This window comes from Pseudoalteromonas sp. NZS37, from assembly GCF_015864265.1.
Taxonomy (GTDB): domain Bacteria; phylum Pseudomonadota; class Gammaproteobacteria; order Enterobacterales; family Alteromonadaceae; genus Pseudoalteromonas; species Pseudoalteromonas arctica.
Map to the genome: position 1 here is coordinate 19,644 of NZ_JADYXL010000003.1, position 21,240 is coordinate 40,883.

The 21,240-nt window shown below is 38.8% G+C and carries 24 protein-coding genes; 7 read left to right on the plus strand and 17 right to left on the minus strand.

The genetic code is table 11. The annotated features are described in order from the left end of the window. Nucleotides 1-5: 5 nt before the first annotated feature. The 3 genes from astB to I6F47_RS06045 form a co-directional block, all read right to left on the minus strand. On the minus strand, nucleotides 6-1,352 hold the full coding sequence (astB, locus tag I6F47_RS06035) for an N-succinylarginine dihydrolase (protein WP_004334492.1): 1,347 nt from the start codon (nucleotides 1,350-1,352) through the stop codon (nucleotides 6-8). A gap of 637 nt (nucleotides 1,353-1,989) precedes the next feature. Continuing rightward, nucleotides 1,990-3,096: an L-dopachrome tautomerase-related protein gene (locus I6F47_RS06040; RefSeq protein ID WP_039486557.1), complete on the minus strand. Its 1,107-nt coding sequence runs from the start codon at nucleotides 3,094-3,096 to the stop codon at nucleotides 1,990-1,992. A 45-nt stretch (nucleotides 3,097-3,141) separates the two neighbouring features. Then, nucleotides 3,142-3,576, minus strand: a complete 435-nt coding sequence (locus tag I6F47_RS06045) for a MarR family winged helix-turn-helix transcriptional regulator (RefSeq protein WP_165723042.1) — start codon at nucleotides 3,574-3,576, stop codon at nucleotides 3,142-3,144. Nucleotides 3,577-3,705: 129 nt separating this feature from the next. Between I6F47_RS06045 and I6F47_RS06050 the strand changes: the two genes are divergently transcribed. From I6F47_RS06050 to I6F47_RS06070, 5 genes are all read left to right on the plus strand, one after another. After that, nucleotides 3,706-4,134 carry an organic hydroperoxide resistance protein gene (locus I6F47_RS06050; RefSeq protein WP_024594483.1) on the plus strand — a complete coding sequence of 143 codons (429 nt, stop codon included), beginning with the start codon at nucleotides 3,706-3,708 and terminating at the stop codon, nucleotides 4,132-4,134. Between the two features lie 164 nt (nucleotides 4,135-4,298). Beyond that, a complete protein-coding gene (locus I6F47_RS06055) occupies nucleotides 4,299-4,655 on the plus strand; it encodes a metalloregulator ArsR/SmtB family transcription factor (protein WP_165723043.1) in 357 nt (118 codons plus the stop codon). 32 nt (nucleotides 4,656-4,687) lie between these two features. Next, entirely contained in the window at nucleotides 4,688-5,698 is a 1,011-nt protein-coding gene (locus I6F47_RS06060) for an ArsJ-associated glyceraldehyde-3-phosphate dehydrogenase (protein ID WP_165723044.1), read from the plus strand. A 23-nt stretch (nucleotides 5,699-5,721) separates the two neighbouring features. Next, the gene (gene arsJ, locus I6F47_RS06065) at nucleotides 5,722-6,939 is read left to right on the plus strand and encodes an organoarsenical effux MFS transporter ArsJ (RefSeq protein WP_165723045.1); all 1,218 of its coding nucleotides are present in this window, start codon (nucleotides 5,722-5,724) and stop codon (nucleotides 6,937-6,939) included. Nucleotides 6,940-7,045: 106 nt separating this feature from the next. Then, nucleotides 7,046-9,166, plus strand: coding sequence for a methyl-accepting chemotaxis protein (locus tag I6F47_RS06070; RefSeq protein ID WP_165723046.1), 2,121 nt, complete (start codon nucleotides 7,046-7,048; stop codon nucleotides 9,164-9,166). A 103-nt stretch (nucleotides 9,167-9,269) separates the two neighbouring features. On the opposite strand, the gene I6F47_RS06075 is transcribed toward I6F47_RS06070, so the two are convergent. Continuing rightward, nucleotides 9,270-9,857: a TetR/AcrR family transcriptional regulator gene (locus I6F47_RS06075; RefSeq protein ID WP_010553549.1), complete on the minus strand. Its 588-nt coding sequence runs from the start codon at nucleotides 9,855-9,857 to the stop codon at nucleotides 9,270-9,272. Nucleotides 9,858-9,969: 112 nt separating this feature from the next. Here I6F47_RS06075 and I6F47_RS06080 point away from each other — a divergent pair, with 112 nt between their 5' ends. Then, nucleotides 9,970-10,512 (plus strand): carboxymuconolactone decarboxylase family protein, encoded by a 543-nt coding sequence (locus tag I6F47_RS06080; protein WP_165723047.1) that lies wholly within the window; start codon nucleotides 9,970-9,972, stop codon nucleotides 10,510-10,512. A gap of 62 nt (nucleotides 10,513-10,574) precedes the next feature. On the opposite strand, the gene I6F47_RS06085 is transcribed toward I6F47_RS06080, so the two are convergent. Further along, nucleotides 10,575-11,105 carry a hypothetical protein gene (locus I6F47_RS06085; RefSeq protein WP_165723048.1) on the minus strand — a complete coding sequence of 177 codons (531 nt, stop codon included), beginning with the start codon at nucleotides 11,103-11,105 and terminating at the stop codon, nucleotides 10,575-10,577. Nucleotides 11,106-11,157: 52 nt separating this feature from the next. On the opposite strand from I6F47_RS06085, the gene I6F47_RS06090 reads away from it, so the two are divergent. Next, the gene (locus I6F47_RS06090) at nucleotides 11,158-11,550 is read left to right on the plus strand and encodes a DUF1294 domain-containing protein (protein ID WP_165723049.1); all 393 of its coding nucleotides are present in this window, start codon (nucleotides 11,158-11,160) and stop codon (nucleotides 11,548-11,550) included. Nucleotides 11,551-11,605: 55 nt separating this feature from the next. On the opposite strand, the gene I6F47_RS06095 is transcribed toward I6F47_RS06090, so the two are convergent. The 12 genes from I6F47_RS06095 to I6F47_RS06150 form a co-directional block, all read right to left on the minus strand. Further along, nucleotides 11,606-11,950 carry a PEGA domain-containing protein gene (locus I6F47_RS06095; RefSeq protein WP_165723050.1) on the minus strand — a complete coding sequence of 115 codons (345 nt, stop codon included), beginning with the start codon at nucleotides 11,948-11,950 and terminating at the stop codon, nucleotides 11,606-11,608. Between the two features lie 226 nt (nucleotides 11,951-12,176). After that, nucleotides 12,177-12,509, minus strand: coding sequence for a DUF600 domain-containing protein (locus I6F47_RS06100; RefSeq protein WP_165723051.1), 333 nt, complete (start codon nucleotides 12,507-12,509; stop codon nucleotides 12,177-12,179). Between the two features lie 21 nt (nucleotides 12,510-12,530). Continuing rightward, nucleotides 12,531-13,070, minus strand: a complete 540-nt coding sequence (locus tag I6F47_RS06105) for a hypothetical protein (RefSeq protein WP_155945834.1) — start codon at nucleotides 13,068-13,070, stop codon at nucleotides 12,531-12,533. 274 nt (nucleotides 13,071-13,344) lie between these two features. Next, complete coding sequence (locus tag I6F47_RS06110; RefSeq protein WP_165723052.1) at nucleotides 13,345-13,692, minus strand: immunity protein YezG family protein; 348 nt, start codon at nucleotides 13,690-13,692, stop codon at nucleotides 13,345-13,347. A 42-nt stretch (nucleotides 13,693-13,734) separates the two neighbouring features. Next, nucleotides 13,735-14,259 (minus strand): DUF4303 domain-containing protein, encoded by a 525-nt coding sequence (locus tag I6F47_RS06115; RefSeq protein WP_165723053.1) that lies wholly within the window; start codon nucleotides 14,257-14,259, stop codon nucleotides 13,735-13,737. Nucleotides 14,260-14,271: 12 nt separating this feature from the next. Then, nucleotides 14,272-15,651, minus strand: coding sequence for an AHH domain-containing protein (locus tag I6F47_RS20715; protein ID WP_197183529.1), 1,380 nt, complete (start codon nucleotides 15,649-15,651; stop codon nucleotides 14,272-14,274). A gap of 399 nt (nucleotides 15,652-16,050) precedes the next feature. Next, on the minus strand, nucleotides 16,051-16,911 hold the full coding sequence (locus tag I6F47_RS06125; protein WP_165723081.1) for an immunity 49 family protein: 861 nt from the start codon (nucleotides 16,909-16,911) through the stop codon (nucleotides 16,051-16,053). A 302-nt stretch (nucleotides 16,912-17,213) separates the two neighbouring features. Beyond that, nucleotides 17,214-17,666, minus strand: coding sequence for an SMI1/KNR4 family protein (locus I6F47_RS06130; protein WP_165723082.1), 453 nt, complete (start codon nucleotides 17,664-17,666; stop codon nucleotides 17,214-17,216). Continuing rightward, entirely contained in the window at nucleotides 17,626-19,296 is a 1,671-nt protein-coding gene (locus I6F47_RS06135; RefSeq protein WP_231609178.1) for an HNH endonuclease, read from the minus strand. The genes I6F47_RS06130 and I6F47_RS06135 overlap by 41 nt, the downstream gene beginning before the upstream one ends. 282 nt (nucleotides 19,297-19,578) lie before the next feature. Further along, entirely contained in the window at nucleotides 19,579-19,923 is a 345-nt protein-coding gene (locus I6F47_RS06140; RefSeq protein ID WP_165723083.1) for a DUF600 domain-containing protein, read from the minus strand. A gap of 32 nt (nucleotides 19,924-19,955) precedes the next feature. Beyond that, nucleotides 19,956-20,456 (minus strand): hypothetical protein, encoded by a 501-nt coding sequence (locus I6F47_RS06145; RefSeq protein WP_165723084.1) that lies wholly within the window; start codon nucleotides 20,454-20,456, stop codon nucleotides 19,956-19,958. Between the two features lie 34 nt (nucleotides 20,457-20,490). Next, entirely contained in the window at nucleotides 20,491-21,240 is a 750-nt protein-coding gene (locus I6F47_RS06150) for an Imm49 family immunity protein (protein ID WP_007587069.1), read from the minus strand.

Sequence of the window (21,240 nt, forward strand, 5' to 3'; positions counted from 1 at the left end):
AGGTATTAACCTTCTAATTGAAAGTCGTACACTGAGCCTAAATTAAGTAGCTGCGTTAGCTCATCAAGTGCTTGGTAGCTTTCAGTTAATAGGGCTGAGTCTGCAAAGTCACTTGCGCCTAATTTGTCGCGGTAGTTACGTTTTGCCCAGTCACACAGTTGTGTGTATTTAGTATCAGTTAAAATAACCTCTGGGTTTACTGCAGCAAGTTCTTGCTCGTTAAGGGCTACACGTAAACGCAAACAAGCTGGGCCGCCGCCATTTTGCATACTTTGGCGTAAATCAAAAAACTGCACTTGGTTTACTGGGTTATCTGCCATGATCATTTCTTCAATGTAGGCGTTAACCGCGCTGTTGCGTTTACATTCTTGTGGTGCCACTAACAGCATTGAACCATCTTCAAGGCTCACTAGCTGGCTATTAAATAAGTAACTACTTACAGCATCGGTAATGCTTACTTTATCGGTAGGTACTTCAATAATATAAAATTCTTTATTGCCCACATACGCTTCGCGAATATCTTGCAGTGCCAAAGCTTGGTTTAAAAATGCTTGCTGGTGGCACAGTAATACGTTGGCGTTACCTACTGCAATTACATCGTTATGAAACACACCTTGGTCTATTACGTCTGGATTTTGCTGTAGTAAAATTTGGCTTGAATCTTTTAAGTTATGTAAGCGACAAATTGCTTCTGAGGCTTCGAGTGTTTGCCTTGCAGGAAATTTAGCTGGTTTTGGTAATTGGCTGTTAAACGCGCTGGCACCAAATACAAACATTTCAAGGCCTTGCTCGCCGTGGCTGTCACAAAAACGAGTATGGTTTGCTGCACCTTCGTCGCCAAAAAAGCCTTGGTCGGGTAAATGGGTATGATGCGCAAAGTATTTGTCGTTGTTAAACATCGCTTTTAATAAGCGTGTAGTGGTTGCAGGCTCTAATGAACGATGAAACTTATTATTTAAATTAGCTGAAGTAAAATGTACTTTGCCGTCGGTTGTATCAGGTGATGGCGATACCGTAGCGGCATTGGCTGTCCACATTGCAGACGCTGAATAACACGCGCGTAATAAAATAGGATCTGCTTTAAATGCTTTGTGAATTACTTGTGCATCGTTACCGGTAAAGCCTAAGCGGCGCAGTACGTTTAAGTCGGGGCGCGCATGAGGGGCAAATACACCTTGAGTTAGGCCTTTGTCGTGCATGGCTTTCATTTTTTCAAGGCCTTGAAGCACAGCCTCTTGAGGATTTGAAAAGCTTGCTGCGTTATTTAACGAGGCAACATTACCATACGATAAACCAGCGTAGTTGTGAGTAGGGCCAACTAAGCCATCAAAATTAACTTCCAAAGCGTGCATACACGTTCCAACTAAAAATTATCAATAGGGTGCAACAATACAACGCAATAGGGTTGCTTGCAAAGTTATAAACGCAGTGTTTTTACTAATTTTTTTGATGTTTTTAAATGTGGAGTTTATTACAAGGGGGTTGTTTTTATATTGAATGATTAATTTGAAGTTTAATTAAAATGTACACATAAATTTCATAGTGTGCAAAAGCTTAGCCTAAAGTAGGTTTATACATTTAAGCTTTATGCCAAGCCTTTACACAATACGATGCTACTTAACATAGGCGCGTTCTTTATCAGCGGTAGTGCGGGTATTTGTAGGGTCATTAACTTGCCAAACGCTAATGTCTAAACGCCATAAAAGGTAAAGGGTATGGTATAAATTGAACATGGTTTTTCCTTGGTATTTTCACTGAACACATCAGTTTATAGGAAGAAGTATGCCAACATTAACTTGAATATTTTATGAATAGAAATCAGGTGTTTAGTATTTAAGTGTAAATACATACTTAAGGATTAGCACCAAAGAGGTGAAGTATTACTAAAAGATGCACCAACGTGGTGTGTTTTTAACAAAAAGCCCTGCAACTATTAGGTCACTTAAATGTGCAAGGCTTTTTTAAAAATGTAGTCACTTAAAAAGTAAATTAGCGGCCTACTTTTCCTTTTACTAAAGGCTCGAACGACATTACTTTAAACTTACCGTGGCTTTGATTTTTGCCATTATTAAGTACAGGCGAATTATGTAAGTCGTCAACGGTAAAGTATATTTTATGATCGGCTCCGTAGCTAAAACCATCAGGCCAGCTTAAGCGTTCGTCTTTAAATAATACTTCGTAGTCGCCAGTGGGTTTAACTACGCCAATTGCGCCATTGGTTATGTCGGTTACATATACGTTACCGCCGCCATCAACAATAATACCATCTGAAATTGGCTTAGTGCCGTAACGCGTAACTTTGTCTTCAAGCGCTTTAGCCGAAAGGCTCTTGTTATTTATATCGCTGGTGGCAATGCGGTAAACCGACGTGCCCGACATAGAGCCAAAGTAAAGCCAGTCTTCGTTAGGGTCAAGCGTAATTGGGTTAACACCTAAGCGGGCAGGTTGTCCGCCAAGGCTCATTGTGCGCCCATCAATAACCATATCGATATTTTCGGCAGTGGTGTAATGGCTATTTTGTAACACTCTGCGTGCGACACCTGTTTTAAGGTTAACCGTAATAATAGCGGCTTGGCTGCCTTGGGCTGTGTCAGCAATGTATACAACGCCATGCTTATTATCGATGACTAAATCGTTTAAAAACGAGGTGTCGGTAATGGTCGGTTTAGCCAGATAAATAATTTTATGCAGTTGCTCTTTGTTTGTATCCCAACCTACTAAGCGCCCAGCGTGATCGGGCCCTGAAGTGTCAAGCATCCATAAAACGCCATCGCTTGATACGTTTATACCAAGTACATCGTAAAAACCTTTACCGTTATTGTACGCGTATGCCCATTCTTCATTAGGGTAGGGCTTAGTTGTTCCATCGCTTAAAAGCTCCATAATTTTTTGCTTTTGGCCAAAAAAGCCATGCACAGATAAAAACTTTCTGCCGGATGGGGTAATAGCAATGTTGCCCGGTGGGTGCTGCGCATCAAAAGTGGCTACTGTTTTTAAATCAGCATTTTGGTTAGCAGTATTAGCAGATACGGCGTTGCTACCTAAAAGTGCCGTGCTACACGCCGCAGCTAATAGTAATTTTTTAATATGAGTCATTTTTAAAACCTTTTAAAACACGTTTATTGTTTAAAAATTAAGAGCCTAATCGGCTAAGTCGTTTACTACTAAATCGAGCAGCTGCATCAATTGCTTCGCTTGTGTTGCATTTACACTATCAAATTTACATAAAATATTTTTAGGAATATCGGCTGCTTTTAACTTAAGCGATTGGCCATGCTGAGTTAGCTGCACTAGGCGTTTGCGTTTGTCGTGCTCATCTTTAATAACAGCCAGTAATGATTTGTCGCTCATTTTTTTGAGTATTTGGGTCATTGCACCGCCATCTATCGCGGTTTTATCTATTAGCCCTGCAATTGTTATTTCGTCTTGCTCCCACAGGGCCATCATTACTACGTATTGCGGGTAAGTTAAATTTAGCGCGTTTAAAGGCTCGCGATACGCACGCGCAATGCTGTTAGATGCCATGTATAACCGATGACATAACTGATTTTTTAACTTTAATTGCTCAAACGCCATAACGTTATCCTTTATTTCGATACATGTTATTTTAATTTGCATGCAAAGTATTTGCAATCTCTAATTACTTGTTCTATTATTTTGCACACAAACTAAATTGATTGATGTTTTTAAACTTTGGAGTTCATTATGAATGTATTACAAAACGTAGCTTACACTGCAAAAGCAACTGCAACTGGCGGCCGTGAAGGCGTAGCTAAATCTGATGATGGTCGTTTAGATGTAAATTTATCGACACCTAAAGGTTTAGGCGGAGACGACGGACAAGGCACTAACCCAGAGCAATTATTTGCCGCAGGTTATGCAGCATGTTTTATTGGCGCACTTAAATTTGTAGCAGGTAGCGAAAAAATAGATTTACCAAGCGACACACATATTAATTCACAAGTGTCTATTGGTGCTATTGAAGGCGGTTTTGGTATTGCGGTAAAACTAGCTGTATCACTAGGTGATATGGATAAAGCTGCAGCGCAAACGCTTGTAGATAAAGCACACCAAGTATGCCCATATTCAAACGCAACACGTGGCAATATTGAAGTAGAGCTTTCAGTTATTTAATAACTAAATAAAGAAAAGTTATAAAAGCACACAACGACAATTAGTCGTTGTGTGCTTTTTTGCGTTTAAGGCATAAAAATTAAATATACGATAAAACGTATATTCACTATTCCATATGTTGTTGTTTTGTTTTATTGTGTATGCATAAGCACAGTGAGGACAGTATGGAACAATTCAACCCACTTCAATTTTATAAATGCCTAGCAGACGATACACGTTTAAAAGCAATGCTGCTAATTAGCCATCAAGAAGAGCTGTGTGTATGCGAGCTTGTTGTTGCACTTAAATTAAGCCAACCTAAGGTATCTCGCCATTTAGCGCAGTTAAGACAATGCGGATTATTAAGCGACCGTAAACAAAATCAATGGGTGTACTACAGTATTAACAAAGCACTGCCAGAGTGGGCTAAAAATGTATTAACGCAAACGCTAACTGCTAACTCTTCATTTTATCAAAACGATTTAACGCGCTTAAACGCTATGGGTAATCGCCCTGAGCGTGCAGCTAGCTGTTGTAACTAACTAATAAATTAACTTATTAAAGGTATTTAATTATGACTATTAAAGTAGGTATTAACGGTTTTGGCCGTATGGGACGTTTAACACTGCGTGCAGCAGTTGATTGGTCAGAAATAGAGTTTATTAAAGTAAATGATGTAGCGGGCGATGCTAAAACCCATGCACATTTAATTGAATTTGACTCAGTACACGGACGCTTAGCGCAGCAGGTTACTAGTGATGATAATAGCTTTAGTGTGGGTAAACACACGATTGCAGTTACCAACAACAAAACCATAAATGAAACTGATTGGTCAGATTGCGATGTAGTAATAGAGGCCAGCGGTAAAATGAAAACCACTGAGCTGTTAAACCAATATTTAGCGCAAGGTGTTAAGCGTGTTGTGGTAACAGCACCAGTAAAAGAAGACGGTATTTTAAATGTAGTAATGGGTGTAAACGATGACCTATATAACCCAAGTGAGCATAAAATTGTTACAGCTGCTTCTTGCACAACTAACTGTTTAGCGCCAATAGTAAAAGTACTCCAAGAAAAAGTGGGTATTAAGCACGGCTCAATGACTACTATTCACGACATTACTAATACCCAAACGATTATTGATGCCCCTCATAAAGATTTACGCCGTGCGCGTTCGTGCGGTACTAGTTTAATTCCTACTACAACCGGTAGTGCAACGGCTATTACGCATATTTTCCCTGAGCTTAAGGGGAAATTAAACGGCCATGCTGTGCGTGTACCTCTTACTAACGCGTCAATTACCGATTGTGTTTTTGAGCTGGAGCGAGGTGTTACACAAGATGAAGTAAACACTTGGTTTAAAAACGCTGCAAATAACGAGCTAAAAGACATTTTAGGCTACGAAGAAAGACCGCTTGTATCTATAGATTACAAAACAGATCCGCGCAGCTGCACCATAGATGCCCTTTCTACTATGGTAATTAACAACACCCAACTTAAATTATACGCTTGGTATGATAACGAGTGGGGTTATGCAAACCGTACTGCTGAGCTAATGCTTAAAGTTGCAAAAAGTGATTTAGTTTAATCTCATTTAAAAGGTTTAACGCTATGTTTGCGCAGTTGGCTAACTTACCGAGTTCTATAAAGCAATATTTAATAATTACTGGTAACTATTGGGCATTTACTTTAACCGACGGTGCACTACGCATGTTGGTGGTGCTGTATTTTCATCAGTTAGGTTATGGTGCATTTGCAATAGCCATGTTGTTTTTGTTTTATGAAATTTTTGGTGTGATCACTAATTTAGTAGGTGGTTGGCTTGGCGCGCATTTAGGGTTAAATAAAACCATGAATGTAGGGCTTGGGCTGCAGCTTGTAGCTTTGGCCATGCTTTGCGTGCCAGGGGATTGGTTAACCGTTGCCTATGTTATGGCAGCGCAAGCGCTTAGCGGTATAGCTAAAGATTTAAATAAAATGAGTGCCAAAAGCGCCATTAAGTATTTAGTACCGCAAAGCGATGAGGGGCAAAGCCAGTTATATAAATGGATTGCCATACTTACAGGCTCTAAAAATGCGTTAAAAGGGGTGGGCTTTTTTTTAGGCGGCTTATTACTTACTGTATTTGGTTTTGTGGGGGCATTAATAAGCCTAATTGCATTACTTAGTGTTGCGTGGGTTATTAGTTTAATTTTTTTGAAAGGCGATATTGGCAAAGCTAAAAACAAACCTAAGTTTAAAGAGTTATTTTCTAAATCCCGTGCAATCAACTTACTTAGTGCTGCGCGTTTATGTTTGTTTGCAGCGCGTGATGTGTGGTTTGTCGTTGCATTACCGGTTTACTTAGCCGCTCAGTTCAACTGGGATCACTGGTGGGTAAGCGGCTTTATGGCTTTGTGGGTTATTGCTTATGGGCTGGTGCAATCGCAAGCACCGCGTATAACAGGGCAAAGTGATTCAAATTCACACTCAGTCAAAAAAGCGTATTGGTGGGTTGCTTTATTAAGTGGCGTAACCTGTATTTTAGCGTTGTTGATGCAATTTGATATCGCGGTACATTTTACGCTTGTAATTGGCTTACTTATTTTTGGTGGTGTATTTGCCGTAAATTCATCACTGCACAGTTACTTAATAGTAAGTTTTGCTAAAAATGATGGGGTGTCGCTCGACGTTGGCTTTTACTATATGGCTAATGCAATAGGGCGCTTGCTTGGTACGGTGCTCTCTGGCTGGGTTTTTCAAGTGTATGGGCTTAGTGCATGTTTATGGGTGAGTGTGTGTTTATTAATTGCAGCCTCAATCACAACGGCACGCTTAGCTAAACTTTAAAAAACTCAACATATTGTATTAAATTCAATTTGTTTAACGATATTCATAGCTTCGTTGGTTAGATCTACTAAACTATATCAGTAGTTTTAATTTAAGGGTGAGATGAATGCGGGAAATATCGCTAGCAAAAAAATTACTTTGGCTTACTGTCGGAAGTATATTTATCACTGTATTAGTGCTTTCGAGCATTTTGTGGTGGCAGTTATCTGCAAGTAATACCGAACTAGCAAGCAAGTCAGAAGATTATATTGTTGCTGAAGTGGAAGAAAAGTTAAATGCGAATGCAGCAATATATGGTGAAAAAATAGCGGGCTTTATTAACGAAGCTTACCGAGTGCCATACTCTTTAGCTGCGTTATTAGGTGATGCTGCTAAAAGCGAAAGCCTTAGTCGCGATACAGTAGTGAGTATTAATCGCTCTATTTTAGAACAAAATACATTACTCTCATCTATTTACTCTCAGTTTGAACCAAATGCGTTTGATGGACAAGATTCAAGCTTCACAACCGGCTATAAGCACTCGGTTAATGGCGATGGTACGCTAGAAGTTTATATAACACGCGATCAGAATAACGTGATTGAGCAGCAAAAAGTAGCTAATGCCGCAGATAAATATATTACCTCACTTAATGAGTTCGGCATTCGTGAAGCACATTGGTACTTGTGTGCAAAAGACACACTCAAGCCTTGTATTATGGAACCGTATTTATACGAAATCCCATCTGGCGATTCAGTAATGCTTACCTCATTAACAGTGCCTATTTTAAAATCGGGTCAGTTTATTGGTTTAGCGGGTGTTGATTTAACACTGCCGACCTTTCAGGCCATGACTGAGGAACTTTCTAAACAGCTTTATAATGGCCAAGCTAAAGTAACCGTGCTTAGCGATATTGGGTTAGTTGTAGGGAGCAGCCATTATAAATCTAAATTAGGGCGCCCATTCAAAGAAGCTGTTAGTTCTAACTTGTTTAAAGAGCTTGAAAAATTTAAGGGCCAAAAAGGCATATTTAAAACATCATCTGAGTATTTAGTTAATTACCCTATAAATATAAAACTAGCCAACACCGACTGGTCCTTAATTATTGAAGTACCTAGTAACTTAGCTTTAGCGGGCCCTGATGCACTGTCACAAGATATGGCCGATACTGCAAACGATTTAGGCGCGATGATTTTAATTACAGGTGCTGTTATTGGCGTTATTGCATTTTTAATAATGAAATTTGTTATTGGTAGTGTGGTTGCGCCTCTTCAGCAAATTCAACAACGTGTAGATAACTTAGCAAGTTCTGAAGGCGATTTAACGCATACACTTCATGTTGAAACTCATGCAGAGCTAATTGCTTTAGCTGGTGGCTTTAATGCCTTTTTATCTAAGTTACGTATTTTAATTACAGAACTTAAAGATGTGTCTGATCAAACCAAGCAACAAGGTGAAATAGCGCAGCATATAGCTATTGATACTAAGCATAATGTTCAATCTCAATTTCAAGAAATTGAAAGTGTGGTAACGGCTATGAACGAAATGAGCGCAACAGCACTCGAAGTAGCCAGAGCATCAGAGCAATCAGCCCAACAAGCCGATGAAATAAATAGCTTGGTAGTAAGCAGTGAGTCGAGCTTATCGTCAGCGATGACACAAGTTAAAACGATGTCTGAAGAAATTAAAGAAGCTAACCAAGCAGTTGAAAAAGTCGCTTCGCGTAGTAAAGACATTACGCAAATATTAGATGTAATTCGTACTATTTCAGAACAAACAAACTTACTTGCACTTAACGCAGCCATTGAAGCTGCGCGCGCTGGTGAGCATGGGCGAGGCTTTGCCGTTGTTGCTGATGAAGTACGTGCACTTGCTTCTAAAACGCGTTCATCAACAGATGACATAAGCCAGTTAATTGATAGTTTATTATCTGAAGTGGGTAACGCATCTACCGTTATTGAAAAAGGCGTAGTACGTGCACAAAATGCCGTTGATGAAACATCTGTAGCTTTTGATGCTCTGCACAGTGTTGTCGTTAAAGTTGATGAAATAACCAATCAAATTACACATATTGCCACCGCTGCTGAAGAACAAAGCTTAGTGACTGAAGAAATAAACCGTAATTTAACGCTTATATCTGATGCCGCATCGCAACTTGCTGACTTATCTACACAAGCAGGGGATAGCAGCGAAGCGCTTAATGCACTTGTTGCCCAGCAAGATAATGAGCTAAATAAGCTTAAAACGTAACTTATAAATTAAGTTTTAAGCACAAAAAAATGGCCAGTTAATACTGGCCATTTTTATTTAGTAAAATAAGTATAACTTGTTGAGAATGCGCGATAACTGCTATTTATAACTTTTTAATCAACATAAACATTTGGTTGATCATTGGCTCAGCAAATTGCTCTACATTAGGACGATTAAAATAACCGCGTAAACCTGTAAATTGCACCTGAAAAAAGCGCGCATATTCAACAGCGGTCAACGTATTACTTAACTCACCTTTGTTTATTGCTTGTGTAAACAACTGCGTTAAATAAGCTTCAAATTGAGCTGTTAAATCTAAGCTTAACTCGTATAGGTTTGAGTCTTTTTCTGCAAACTCGCTGTTTGCTTTAACCAGCATACAAATAGCACTTGGGCTGCAATCTTTTGTTTTAATTACCACGTTTTCAACAAATGCACGTAACCCACCAAGTACTGTATCTGCACTTGATAGAAACCCCTCTATTTGGGTTTTCATTTGTACTGTGTAATCTTTCAGCGATTCGCAGTATAGCCCTTCTTTAGAGCCAAACGCAGAGTAAATACTACCCGGGCGCATATTAACGGCTTCTTGCAAGTCACGCGTTGAGGTTGCATGAAAACCTTTTTGCCAAAATAGCTGGCTTGCAACGCGAACTACATTATCGCGTTCAAATTTAACCTTATTAGCCATATCATTCTCAATCAATTTGAACATTTGCTCAATTTTAACTTGAACGGTCGCTCAAAATCAAATACTATGTGTCTCGAAGTTACTTAAAACTATTAATTATTAGGAGCTAACCATGGCCGAATTTACTTTATACACTCAAGAAAACGCACCAGAAGAAGCAAAACCGTTACTAGCTGATTCAGTAGCAGCATTTGGTATGCTTCCTAACTTACATGCAGTAATGGCTGAAGCACCAACATTACTTAAAGGTTACCAAGTACTGCATGAGCTGTTTCAAAAAACATCATTCAATGCAGAAGAGCTAACAGTAGTATGGCAATCAATTAACGTTGAGCACGCATGTCATTACTGTGTTCCTGCTCACAGTGGTATTGCAGCGGCAATGAAAGTTGATCAAGGTATTGTTGACGCACTTGTAAACAAAACACCACTTGAAAACCCTAAGCTAGAAACTCTTCGTGAAACTACACTCGCAATGACACGTGAACGTGGCGTGATCAGCGATGAGCAAATCGAAAAATTCTTTGCAGCAGGTTACGGTAAGCAACAACTACTTGAAATTATTGTAGGCTTGTCTCAAAAAGTAATGAGCAACTACACTAATCACCTTGCTGATACACCAGTAGACGCTGCATTTAAAAAATACGTAAAATAAATACGATTTTATAAATGACAAAAGGCAGCCTAGGCTGCCTTTTTTGTGTTTATAAATCGCGGCTATTTAAATTTAACCGTTTTTGTACTGCGTGTATAACTTCTGCTTTCGGGCTTAGTCCATTCACCCTTTTTAAGATAAGAGGTCGATACAATAAATTTATCGTCTTTTAAATCACTAGTAGATTTAACCTTAGTCACTCCCTCTTTACTGCCTGTTACTTCCTCATAGGCTACAAACTGAGTAGGGCTTAATACCGTTATTGTGCCTTTAGTGTAAAATCCTGCCGTAGTGAAATAATAAAATACGAGTGACTTCCTTTTGCTATCATAAAAAATCATCGACTCACCGCCATACTCACCCTCGTTAATCGAGTGCATGGTACGAATAGCTTTACCGTTTAAAGCGCGTTCCCAACGGCCAACATCTTGTATTTTTTTAGCGCCTTCTGGTACTTTAAAGTCTGCTTGCCACGTTCCTAAGTAAGGTTTAAACACTTCTAGCTCTTTATCAAGGTTACTGGCAGTTTCATTAGCAAAGCTACTAAATGTGCATAAACATAATGCTAAGAATAGCGATTTAAAATATGTCATAATTTGGCTCTCGTTGTTAGGCTCTTATAAGCCCAGTATAGGTGATAATTAATTGATAAAGAAAATATTAATCACATTCTCATTGCTTTATTTAGCTGCCATTTGGTTAGCTTACCCGCTGCAATACTTACCTGTTTATATACCAATATATGTACCTGGTTATATAAGTGTATTAAGTGCTATAACTTTTTTAATGTACGCGTGGGATAAGCGACAAGCTAAGCGTTCTTCACATACAAAAGTAAACCGCACGCCAGAGCGTACACTGCAGCTACTTGCATTATTTGGAGGATGGCCGGGGGCATTACTTGCTCAACAATTACTTCGTCATAAATCGCAAAAGCGACGTTTTATTATTGTGTTGTGGTTATGTATTTTAGTGAATGTTGGTAGTTATTTCGCAGTAGGATATTTGTGGCTTTATGAAGGATTTAATATGCCTTAGGCCAGTTATTAAATTAACCAGGCTAAGGCATATAAACTAAAACGTACTGAGAAGCTTACTGAGCCGATTGGCTTGCTTCCATTGTATCGAGTTCAACAGTTAGTATTGTTTTTTTATCAACTGAAACCCATTTTCTGTAAGTAAGGTATCCTGCTTTGCTTACTTCAATATCGTATTTACCTTCTTTAAGCTCAATACCAGCTTTGTAAACAGGGTTGATATTCATAATACGAACGCGAGCATCAGCAGGGTTAGTAATAACTGTTAATGAAATTGGTGGAGCTACTTCGTTAATCTCTGCAATAGGTTCTAAAACTACTTGCTCAGTTTCTTGGGCTGGAGGAGGTGTAGAACAACCGCTTAATAACAGTAAACCCAAAAGTGCGCTTAATTTTTTCATAGGTACTCCGTAAAATTATTTTAAATAATAAATAATAAATGTTAAATGTCACGAAATATCATGGAGGAGTATTAATAAGTTGGGGTACCTAACTCGTCTTCCTTGACTTTCGTTTGTTTAAAAAACAAATTGGCGTACAGTTTAATATGTATCCAGCTCAGGTTCAATTATTGTTATTAATTTATAAAGTTTTAAATAAATTTAACGCTATGCTTATGCTGCTCATTTAAAGTAATAAAGTGGCTTCATCGCTATTATCGCGCTCAAAGTTTAAATTAAACTGACCTTGACGAGTGATAGTAAAAATAGCGCGCTGCCAATCTTCAACTTCGTTTTTTATAGCGTGGTCAAATAACGTTTTAAACAACGCTGTTATATTTTCAGATACAGCAATTGCATGCTGTGTTTCGTCATCTGCTTTAATAAAGTGAGCTTTGCACTCAATCACATTATTATTATCGCAATCTAAAATAAGCTGTGCTTCAAGCCACGGAGCATCAATTTTTTGATAAAGATACTGACCTAGGTGCTGCGGGATGTTTTTAATGTCGGGTTGCATGTGCTGTCCTTAGCGTTTTATTTATGACAAATCATCAAGCGATTCGCCTGGCTTTAAATAATTCAGCAGCTCGTTTTTATCCATAGGCCCTGTAATTTCTTCATCAAGAATTTCATCATTATCCCAATAACCTGAAATGGTATAATCGATATTCGAGCCTATTTTTTTCGTTTTCATATATGTTGAATAAAAAGTATCCCAGTATTTATTATCTATTTCATGCCACCACTCACCAAAACCACCTATGTTATCAACATCGCGTGATAAGCCTCTTAAATTACCAGCAGAGCTTGCAATTCCTGTAAGGTGGCCTTTTTTAGCTTTTTCAAAGTGTTCAAGCGCATTCTGAGCGCCGCGTTTTATATTGGGAGCGCCTCGGAGTTGCCATGACTTAAAGTTGTCCATGTTTAAAGTCGGATTTTTTTGCAACTGGAGTTCAAACTCATTCATTCCGGCTTCAAGCGTTTCAACAATTTCCTGATAACTATCCACGTAAAGTTTGATGTAGTCTATTGAAGTAAACTTCCTCTCGATGAGTGTTTTTTTTGCATTTTCATTCATTATATTGCATCCGGCCAATTTGTTAGTTTGGTTGTATTTTGTCACCAGTGATTAAACCAGGCTTGATAAATATCTGTGTTCCCGCCCCATTAAGCGCAGCGTCTTCTAACATCATTATGAATAATTTTTAAAAAAATCGTTTGCACAAAGAGAAAAGAATGAGAAGTAAATGAGGGGCCCAATTTGAAATACAGCCAAAAGCTAAGGTACTAATTTTAAAAGGCTGTAGCACCAGCCAGCATCCGTGTTGTTAAAGAGCGGGTTAAATTAATACTTAATGTGTTTGAACAGCGGTTATTACTTCTTCTTCATCGTTATTATCGCGCTCAAAGTTTAAGTTAAATTGGCCTTTACGCGTAATTGTAAAAATAGCGCGCTGCCAATCTTCCACTTCATTTTTAATTGCGTGGTCAAATAACATTTTAAACAACGCAGTGATATTTTTGGATACTGCAATTTTATGCTGTGTTTCGTCATCTGCTTTAATAAAGTGAGCTTTGCATTCAAGTATATTGTTGTTTTCGCAATCTAAAATAAGGTGTGCTTCATGCCATGGCTCATCTATTTGCTGGTAAAGGTACTGACCTAGGTGTTGTGGGATGTTTTTAATGTCTGGTTGCATGTGCTGTCCTTAGCGTTACTTTTGAGAGAGAAACTGTTTTAGCTATAGAGTATAAATCCAACTTTCAAATTCTTCAGCCTCCTCTATGCTGTTAAGTTCTGAGATCCAACGTACTTCTTCTTTTATATCCTCATTTCCAATTACAGAAAAAACTATTATTGGGTTTTGTGCAAATGAATTAAAAAATCCAGATTGATGAACATTGATTAGTGCCTCAACAATACAGTTAAAGATAATGTTTCTATGTTTTGATTTTTCGGAACTGCTATTGGCTTTACTACTTAGAAAAAATAGTTCCTTAGATATTTCATTAAAATGTTTTGCTCCTACACCTTCAAACTGCCATTCTCCTGGGCTCCACTTATAATAAGTTGCATCACTTGGATCATCACTTATTAATTCATTTAGATAATCTTTAGTATTTGCAGAAGGGGCTACAGATGCTGCTTCAGAGTCACTATATAATGCGAAACTATAAAAATTGGACTGCCCATGATTTGCTTTTAGTTCTAAGCAACAATCTTTAATAGCCGATTCAATTTTTTTTCTAAGTAAAGGCATATCCATGAATTTCTCTCTTTAATAAAGTGTATGTATAGTATCGTTTGCAAAATGCTTTTTGATTTCTTGTAAGGCTTTAATTATTGACTCTTTTGATGGGCTGTTTTGCTCAACTTTAACTAAGTAATCTCTGACAGCTTTTGCTGCTTTTGTACTATGGTTTTTGTTCGGCGCCCATCCTAAGTTTTCAGGCCCTTTGTACCAGTCTATATCATACCTTTCTACAATATCTTTACTTTCGTCAAGATATTCAATCATTTTTTTACCCCGCCCTTTTTTAAATATAGAATGATGGGCATGCGGGTTCTGCATACTTTCAGGTGGTTCTCCTGCGCCATATTTTCTTAGTAGTTTACCCCAGCCTGGTTCTGTTTCACCTTCCACAGGACCAAATTTTCTATTTTTCACTGCGGCCCCTTTTAAATCATTTCCTTTAGGCGCATCTAATTCATTCGCAACGCTCTTTTTAGGTTTGCCCACAATACCAGTGCTTTTCGGCGGTTCGAATTCATCGAGGGCTTTGTTTACGCGATTACCAATCTCACTGGCTGCGCCTTTAACACCTTGGTCTATTTTGGGCGCTATTTCATCAAGCTGTTTAATCGTGGCTTGCATGCCGTCTATGGCAAGCTGTGGCAGCAGCAAATCATACTGCCAACTTGTTGATATTTCGTGAAGTGTATCGCGCAGGCCTTTTATAAAGGCTTTTACTTCGCTGGCTGCTTGTTTACCTAAATCTTGCCAGTTTATTTTACGTAAATACTGAACGGGGTCGCCTTTGCCCAGCTTGCGAAGGACTGCAATTGCGGCTTCTATTGTGTCGCCGCTGTTTTTAATCACCACTTTACCGACGCCTTTTACCGCGGAGCCGAGCACAGGCACTAAACCTATCGCGGTGAGCGTAAAGGCAATCCAGCCATCATTGTCGTTGGCTTTATCGTCATCAGTCAGCAGCATTACATTGGCTAAAATATCCCGCACGTCCATGACTTGGTCAATAATTGGTATCATTGAAATAATACTGCCTACCACAATCCGCGCAGTTGTAGGGTCTTTATTAAAGTCGCCTTGCAGTGCTCCCCATAACCAATCACCCGCTTGGCTGGCTATGTTGCTTGCTTCATCAAGTGTTGCTGTTTGCCCAGCTCTGCTCATTTGTATGGCAGAGGCGGGGGTTATTCTTTTATAAAGAGGGTTTGGTGTCGTGTTATCTTGAGGTTCATACTCGCGTGTATCTTCCCCATATTGAACAGTAAATTGCCCATTTGGTACATCAGTTAATTGCGCTATACCGTCTTCACCTAGCTGGCCTGTGCTTTGTGTTCCATCATCAAATTTAATTGTATAAGGTGCGTTTTTTACAGGGCTGCCATCTTGATAAACATAAAGTAAATCCACTACGCTTGACGTTGTTGCAGCAATACCTGCGTCATTAATGGTTATATCACTAATGCGGCTAATATTGGCAGGGTTTGTGGTGCTTGGTGCCCGCGCTGTTTGTGGGCTAGTTATGTCGTAATCAACTGGGCCATCAAAGGTTATAAATGTGCCATCAAGTGTGAGTACGTTAGTGGCGGTAATATCAACATTGCCTTGGCTGTCGAGTTTTATCTCGCCGCCCGCGTTGTGAATAATTCACTTAAAATATTGTTTGCAAAAAGAGAAAAGAATGAGCAGTAAATGAGGGCGTTAACCGTAAAAAGCAGCCATTATGTGAAAGGTTAGGGCGCTCATTTTTAGCGCCTAACCTCACAACATCCATATTGTTAAAGAGCGGGTAACTATTTATACGTTCGTTTATTCTGGTTTTGGTGGGTTCACATTAATTAACCAATCAGGAATATACTCATTTTCAATAGTGATTTGATAGCCTTTCACTTCTTTAGCGATAACGGCCATTGCGATAAGAGAAATTGCTAAACCTCCACTTCGGCTGCCTAAGCGCTCTTCATCACTGTAATATTCTTGGTGCAGTAATAAAGCCTTTTCGATGGCGCTATTGTAGGCTTGCTCGCCGTCTTCTGTGAAGATGGCTTCGATAATAGACACTAATGGCCACTTGAGACGGCTGGCATATAAATACGCTTCATCAATAGGGTAATCATCTGGATTTGAGGTTACATACGCTTGCTCAAGCAGGTGCGCCAAATCGGCGTCTGGATTGAATAGCCCTTTGAGTAAATCAGCTAAGGCGTAATCGAACGGTTTGAGTTGATTGCCGTAATTAGAGTTTACAAACACCTCATTATCTATGGTGGTCAAAAAATCAATGACCTCTTGGTTGCGTACGATAATCGCGGCATATAAAGCAAGTAGCCAAACAGGATGCTCTGCGTTTTCAGGATTTTTCTTGCCAATGACTTCTAGGTATTCGTCATCATAAAAAAATGCAAAGGCTTGACCATCATTGGCGTTACTTTGAAAAATACCATGCCCTAATTGTGAGGCGCGTAGTAGGTAAAGCCAAGCATGGTAGCTATTGGGGTTTTCAATGGCTTCCATGGGGAATGATTCAATTAAATTTCGTTTAAATTGAGTTTGTAACCCTAAACTTGGGTTTTTTTGGATACGAGGGATGTTTTTTTCTTCGTGTTTTTTGTATCGCTCACACATGTGTTCATAACTTACTTTTGCAAAGCTGTAATGGCTTTTAATCATCTTAAAAAATCTCCTTAAAATCCAATATCAAAAATAGACACATCAATGACATCAATTAAGCCATTATCGTTGGCTTTTTGTTGTATGTCTTAAAGGTGATAAAGTATTTATCATGTACTATTTAACAAGCTTGGGGGTTTACTTCACCAACACTGTCTTTTTCTATTTCGGCAATATATTAATTAAAAACAAAGTGAAGGTTGATTTTTATTGTTTAATGTTCCAATAAAACCAAACTATTAAGAAGTTACTTAATAGTTTGGTTTTGAATATTGTAAGCTGTTAAAGAGAATTTAGGATTCTTAAGAAGAATAAATTTTATCTAGGAATTCCTTAAAACTATCGGCTACCGGAAATATTGCTTCGTCCCCTTTAAGCTCATGAGAGAAAAAAATAACCTTTGGTTCAATATTTTCTATTCTAAAGTCAAAGCAGAAGTAATCATCCCCAGGGGAATCAGCGAATGGAATAACTCCATATGGTATATTATCTTCCATGGTAGAGGTGGTCGTTTCTACATTGTAAACGTTTTCGTAATCATCATCGGCAAAATGGAGTAAGCAACTAATAGCAGTTTCAATATTATTATTTATTAATATTGATGCAGGATTAGGTGTCTTCCCTTGATGCAAGTTCATAATCTCTAAATATTTCTCAGGATAAGTTATACCCATTCTTTTCTCAAACGAAGAGACGACTTGTTTGTTTAAAGGCTTATCTTTTTCCCACAAATACAATTCCCATTCGTTTATCATTTATATCCCCCTCCCCAAATTGACATACCTCCAGTATGAGGTAAAAAGTTTTATGTTCTATTGAACTAATTAACTGCATTTTTCCTAAATCTTGATGATGATGCCATGTTAATCCCGGTGGCTTACTTTGAACTGATGGGCTCTTCATAAAAAACTTATGCTGCATTGGTGTTAATTTCATTTTTTTAGCTAAAGATGGATCATCTATTAATGCTTTTTGTATTGATTCATTGGCCGCCTGAAAGTGTTTGCCATGCTTTTGCGTTCCTAAATGTGAGGCATCAAGAGTAACATCGAATTTACTATTGAAAATAGGAAAACCATCTTTATCATATGTTATGGTTTTGCCATTTTTTGTAAAGCTTTTTCCTTTCTCGGCACCTTTAGGCATTTGGATTGAAATTGCATCGGCTTCGGTTTTACCGTAAGGAATAACCATGCCATCTTTTGTAAGCATAGGTTTTTGAGTTTTTATAGACACCTGCGTTGTTACGCCTCGGTTGGTACCTGGTTGTAATGTTGCATCGGGTTTGTCAATGCGCTCAATTAATTTAGGTTGCTCAGGCGATACTGTGTGCGATATTGTTTTATCTAGCTGTTTGCGCTTAAGTATATCGGCCATATTAACCAGTGCGCGATTGGCGCTGGCAAGGTGTTTTGATTTACTTGCTGCAGAAGCGGCAACACCCACCCCGCCTGTTAATATCGCTAATAATATCTCAAAGGCCATTACACCGGTTATACGTTGTTTATCAACGTACGAGTGGGCTTCAATATAGTCATACGGGAAGCGCGCGAGTGTATTGCGGGTGTCTTCATCGTCCATTAAGGCAAGCAATAATTCAAAGGCATCTGATAATGTACTGGTTGTTTTTTGGCTAATGGCTAAAATTGTTTCAAGTTCGTGCTTAACCGCGTGTTTATCACCACTTGCAACGGCATCAATCATCCTAAAACAGGCAGAATACACACTGATATCTATACCCAATACGATTAAATCAGCGATACCCGTTACAAGGGACTTTGCGCCTTGATACAGGCCCGTTGCGCGTGCACCGGTTTCAATCATCCATTGGGTAAAAAAGTCCTCTTGCTCAAAAATAGCATCGCCAATAGCTGCTTGTTTGCGTATTTCATTAAGCATGGAGGTGAGATGTTGTTTAAAGTCGTTACGCAGTTGGATGAGTTGTTGCTCATCAGCTTGAGTGGTTGCGCGCAGCAAAACATCACTTTTACCTTGCGGTAAATTAGCCAAGGTGGCTACACCGTTTGCCAGTGAGCCGGTATGTTCAACGCCCTCATTATCTATAACGATATAGTCAATACCATCAACGGGTGAGCCATCATCATAAAGGTATTCAAGTTCAAGCTGAGCGAGTGTACTTGCGGATAACGTATTGTCACTCAAATCAAGCGCAGTCACTTGGCTAATATTGACAGGGCTTGCATTGCTCGGTGCCCGCGCTGTTTGTGGGCTGGTTATGTCATAATCAACCGGCCCATCAAAGGTTATAAATGTGCCATCGAGTGTGAGTACGTTAGTGGCGGTAATATCAACATTACCTTGGCTGTCGAGTTTTATCTCGCCGCCCGCGTTGTGAATAATCAAATCGCCATTACCTGAGCTCATTATACTTATATTTTTGTTTGTAAAAACGCAGGGCCATTAGTTCGGAATTTTTCAACTTAGTTGCCACATTAAGCTTTTACTCTTTAAGCGCAGCGCCTCTAGCCCTCTTTGTGAATAATTTACTCAAAAAACATGTTGCACAAAGAGAAAAGAATGAGAAGTAAATGAGGGCGCTAACCATAAAAGTAGCCATTACTTGAAAGGTTAGGGCGCTAATCCTTTAAGGCTGCAGCGCCTAGCCTTACAACATCCATGTTGTTAAAGAGCGGGTTAAATTAATACTTAACGTGTTGGAACAGCGGCGGTTACTTCTTCATCGTTATTATCACGCTCAAAGTTTAAGTTGAACTGACCTTGTCGAGTCATTGTAAAAATAGCGCGTTGCCAATTTTCCACTTCGTTTTTAATAGCGTGGTCAAATAACGTTTTAAACAACGCTGTTATATTTTCAGATACAGCAATTGCATGCTGTGTTTCGTTATCTGCTTTAATAAAGTGAGATTTGCACTCAATCACATTATTATTATCGCAATCTAAAATAAGCTGAGCCTCCAGCCAAGGTTCTTTTATTTGTTGATAAAGGTACTGACCGAGGTGTTGCGGGGTGTTTTTAATATCGGGTTGCATGTGCTGTCCTTAGCGTTACTTTACATTATTAATCATTGTTCAATGAGTACGACGATTGATTTACCTTGCTCAGTCGCATCTCTAAAGGTTACAAAGTACTTGTCTCGAACTAGCTCATACGCTTCAGGGTTTACTTCGTCGATACCATCTTGCTCAATTTCAGCAATAATTTGCTGACCTTCCAAATTGCTAATATCGAAGTCGTATTTTTCTTCCATTATGGTATATAAATCTTTGACCATATCAGCAGGGAAAAAACCGAAAGTACCGCTAATATCAGCGTCAGGTGGTAGCAGCTTATGAGGAAAAAAGTTAAAACTTGCAATGAGTAACAGGCGGCTATTGCCTGCTATAGCGTCCCACAATTGCAGTGCTGGCTCAAAGCCGCGCAGGTTTATTTCGATTGACTGCCAATGAATGGCTTCTCCTTCAGTAATTTCAAGTAACTGTTGGTATTTGCTTTCATCATCACCGTTAAGCGTAGTAGGGTAACTGTTCTCATCAATAAGTGATAAGTGAATTAAACTGCTCATAGTTTATGTGCTCTTGTTGCGGAGTTATTTGAAATTAATCAATTAAAAATAAAGGTAGATAAAGTGAATTGGTTTGGCATTGCCAGCCGTACATGTCTTTGCCTAATTTAGCCATAGTAAGCGCATTTAAACAGATAAAGCCTTCTTCCATATCTTTGTAATCACCAAATTTGCACTCATCTTTATGCCAAGCCACAGCCTTGTCAATTGATGACTGCCATAGTGTCTTATCGCCTGAAGCAAGCGCACTAATTGCATCAATTAAAGGGGCAAAAAATTGTAATACATCTTTATTTTTGGCTTTTTTAGCATCTTGTTGTGCGGTGTTAATATCCTGCTGTGTAGGAGTACTGCCTGTGGCTATTTTCATTAATAAGTGGTCGTATTGGTAAATAGCAGGGTGCACAATATCATCTTCGGGTAGTGACCAATCAAGCGCTTTTATTTGTTCTAGTAATTCCGGCTCACCAAACAACAAACAGATGTTTAACTCTTTTTGAATGGAGTAATCGCTTTTATGGGTATGTAACTCAGGGTCGAAGCCGCATAAAAACGCATAGGGTGCGGCTTTTTTTAAATTGGGTTTTACTTGGTCAAAGTTTTCTAACCAATAATTTAAATAAGCTAGCTCAATATACTTACCTGCAACTACAAAGGTTGCCTGCTGTCTATCATACGAACTCAAATTTAAGTCGTGTATTTGTGGCTCCCGTTTTGCTAATACTTTTGGGGCGCGATTAAAAACACGCTCATAATCTTCTTCAAACTTATTTAACTTTAACAT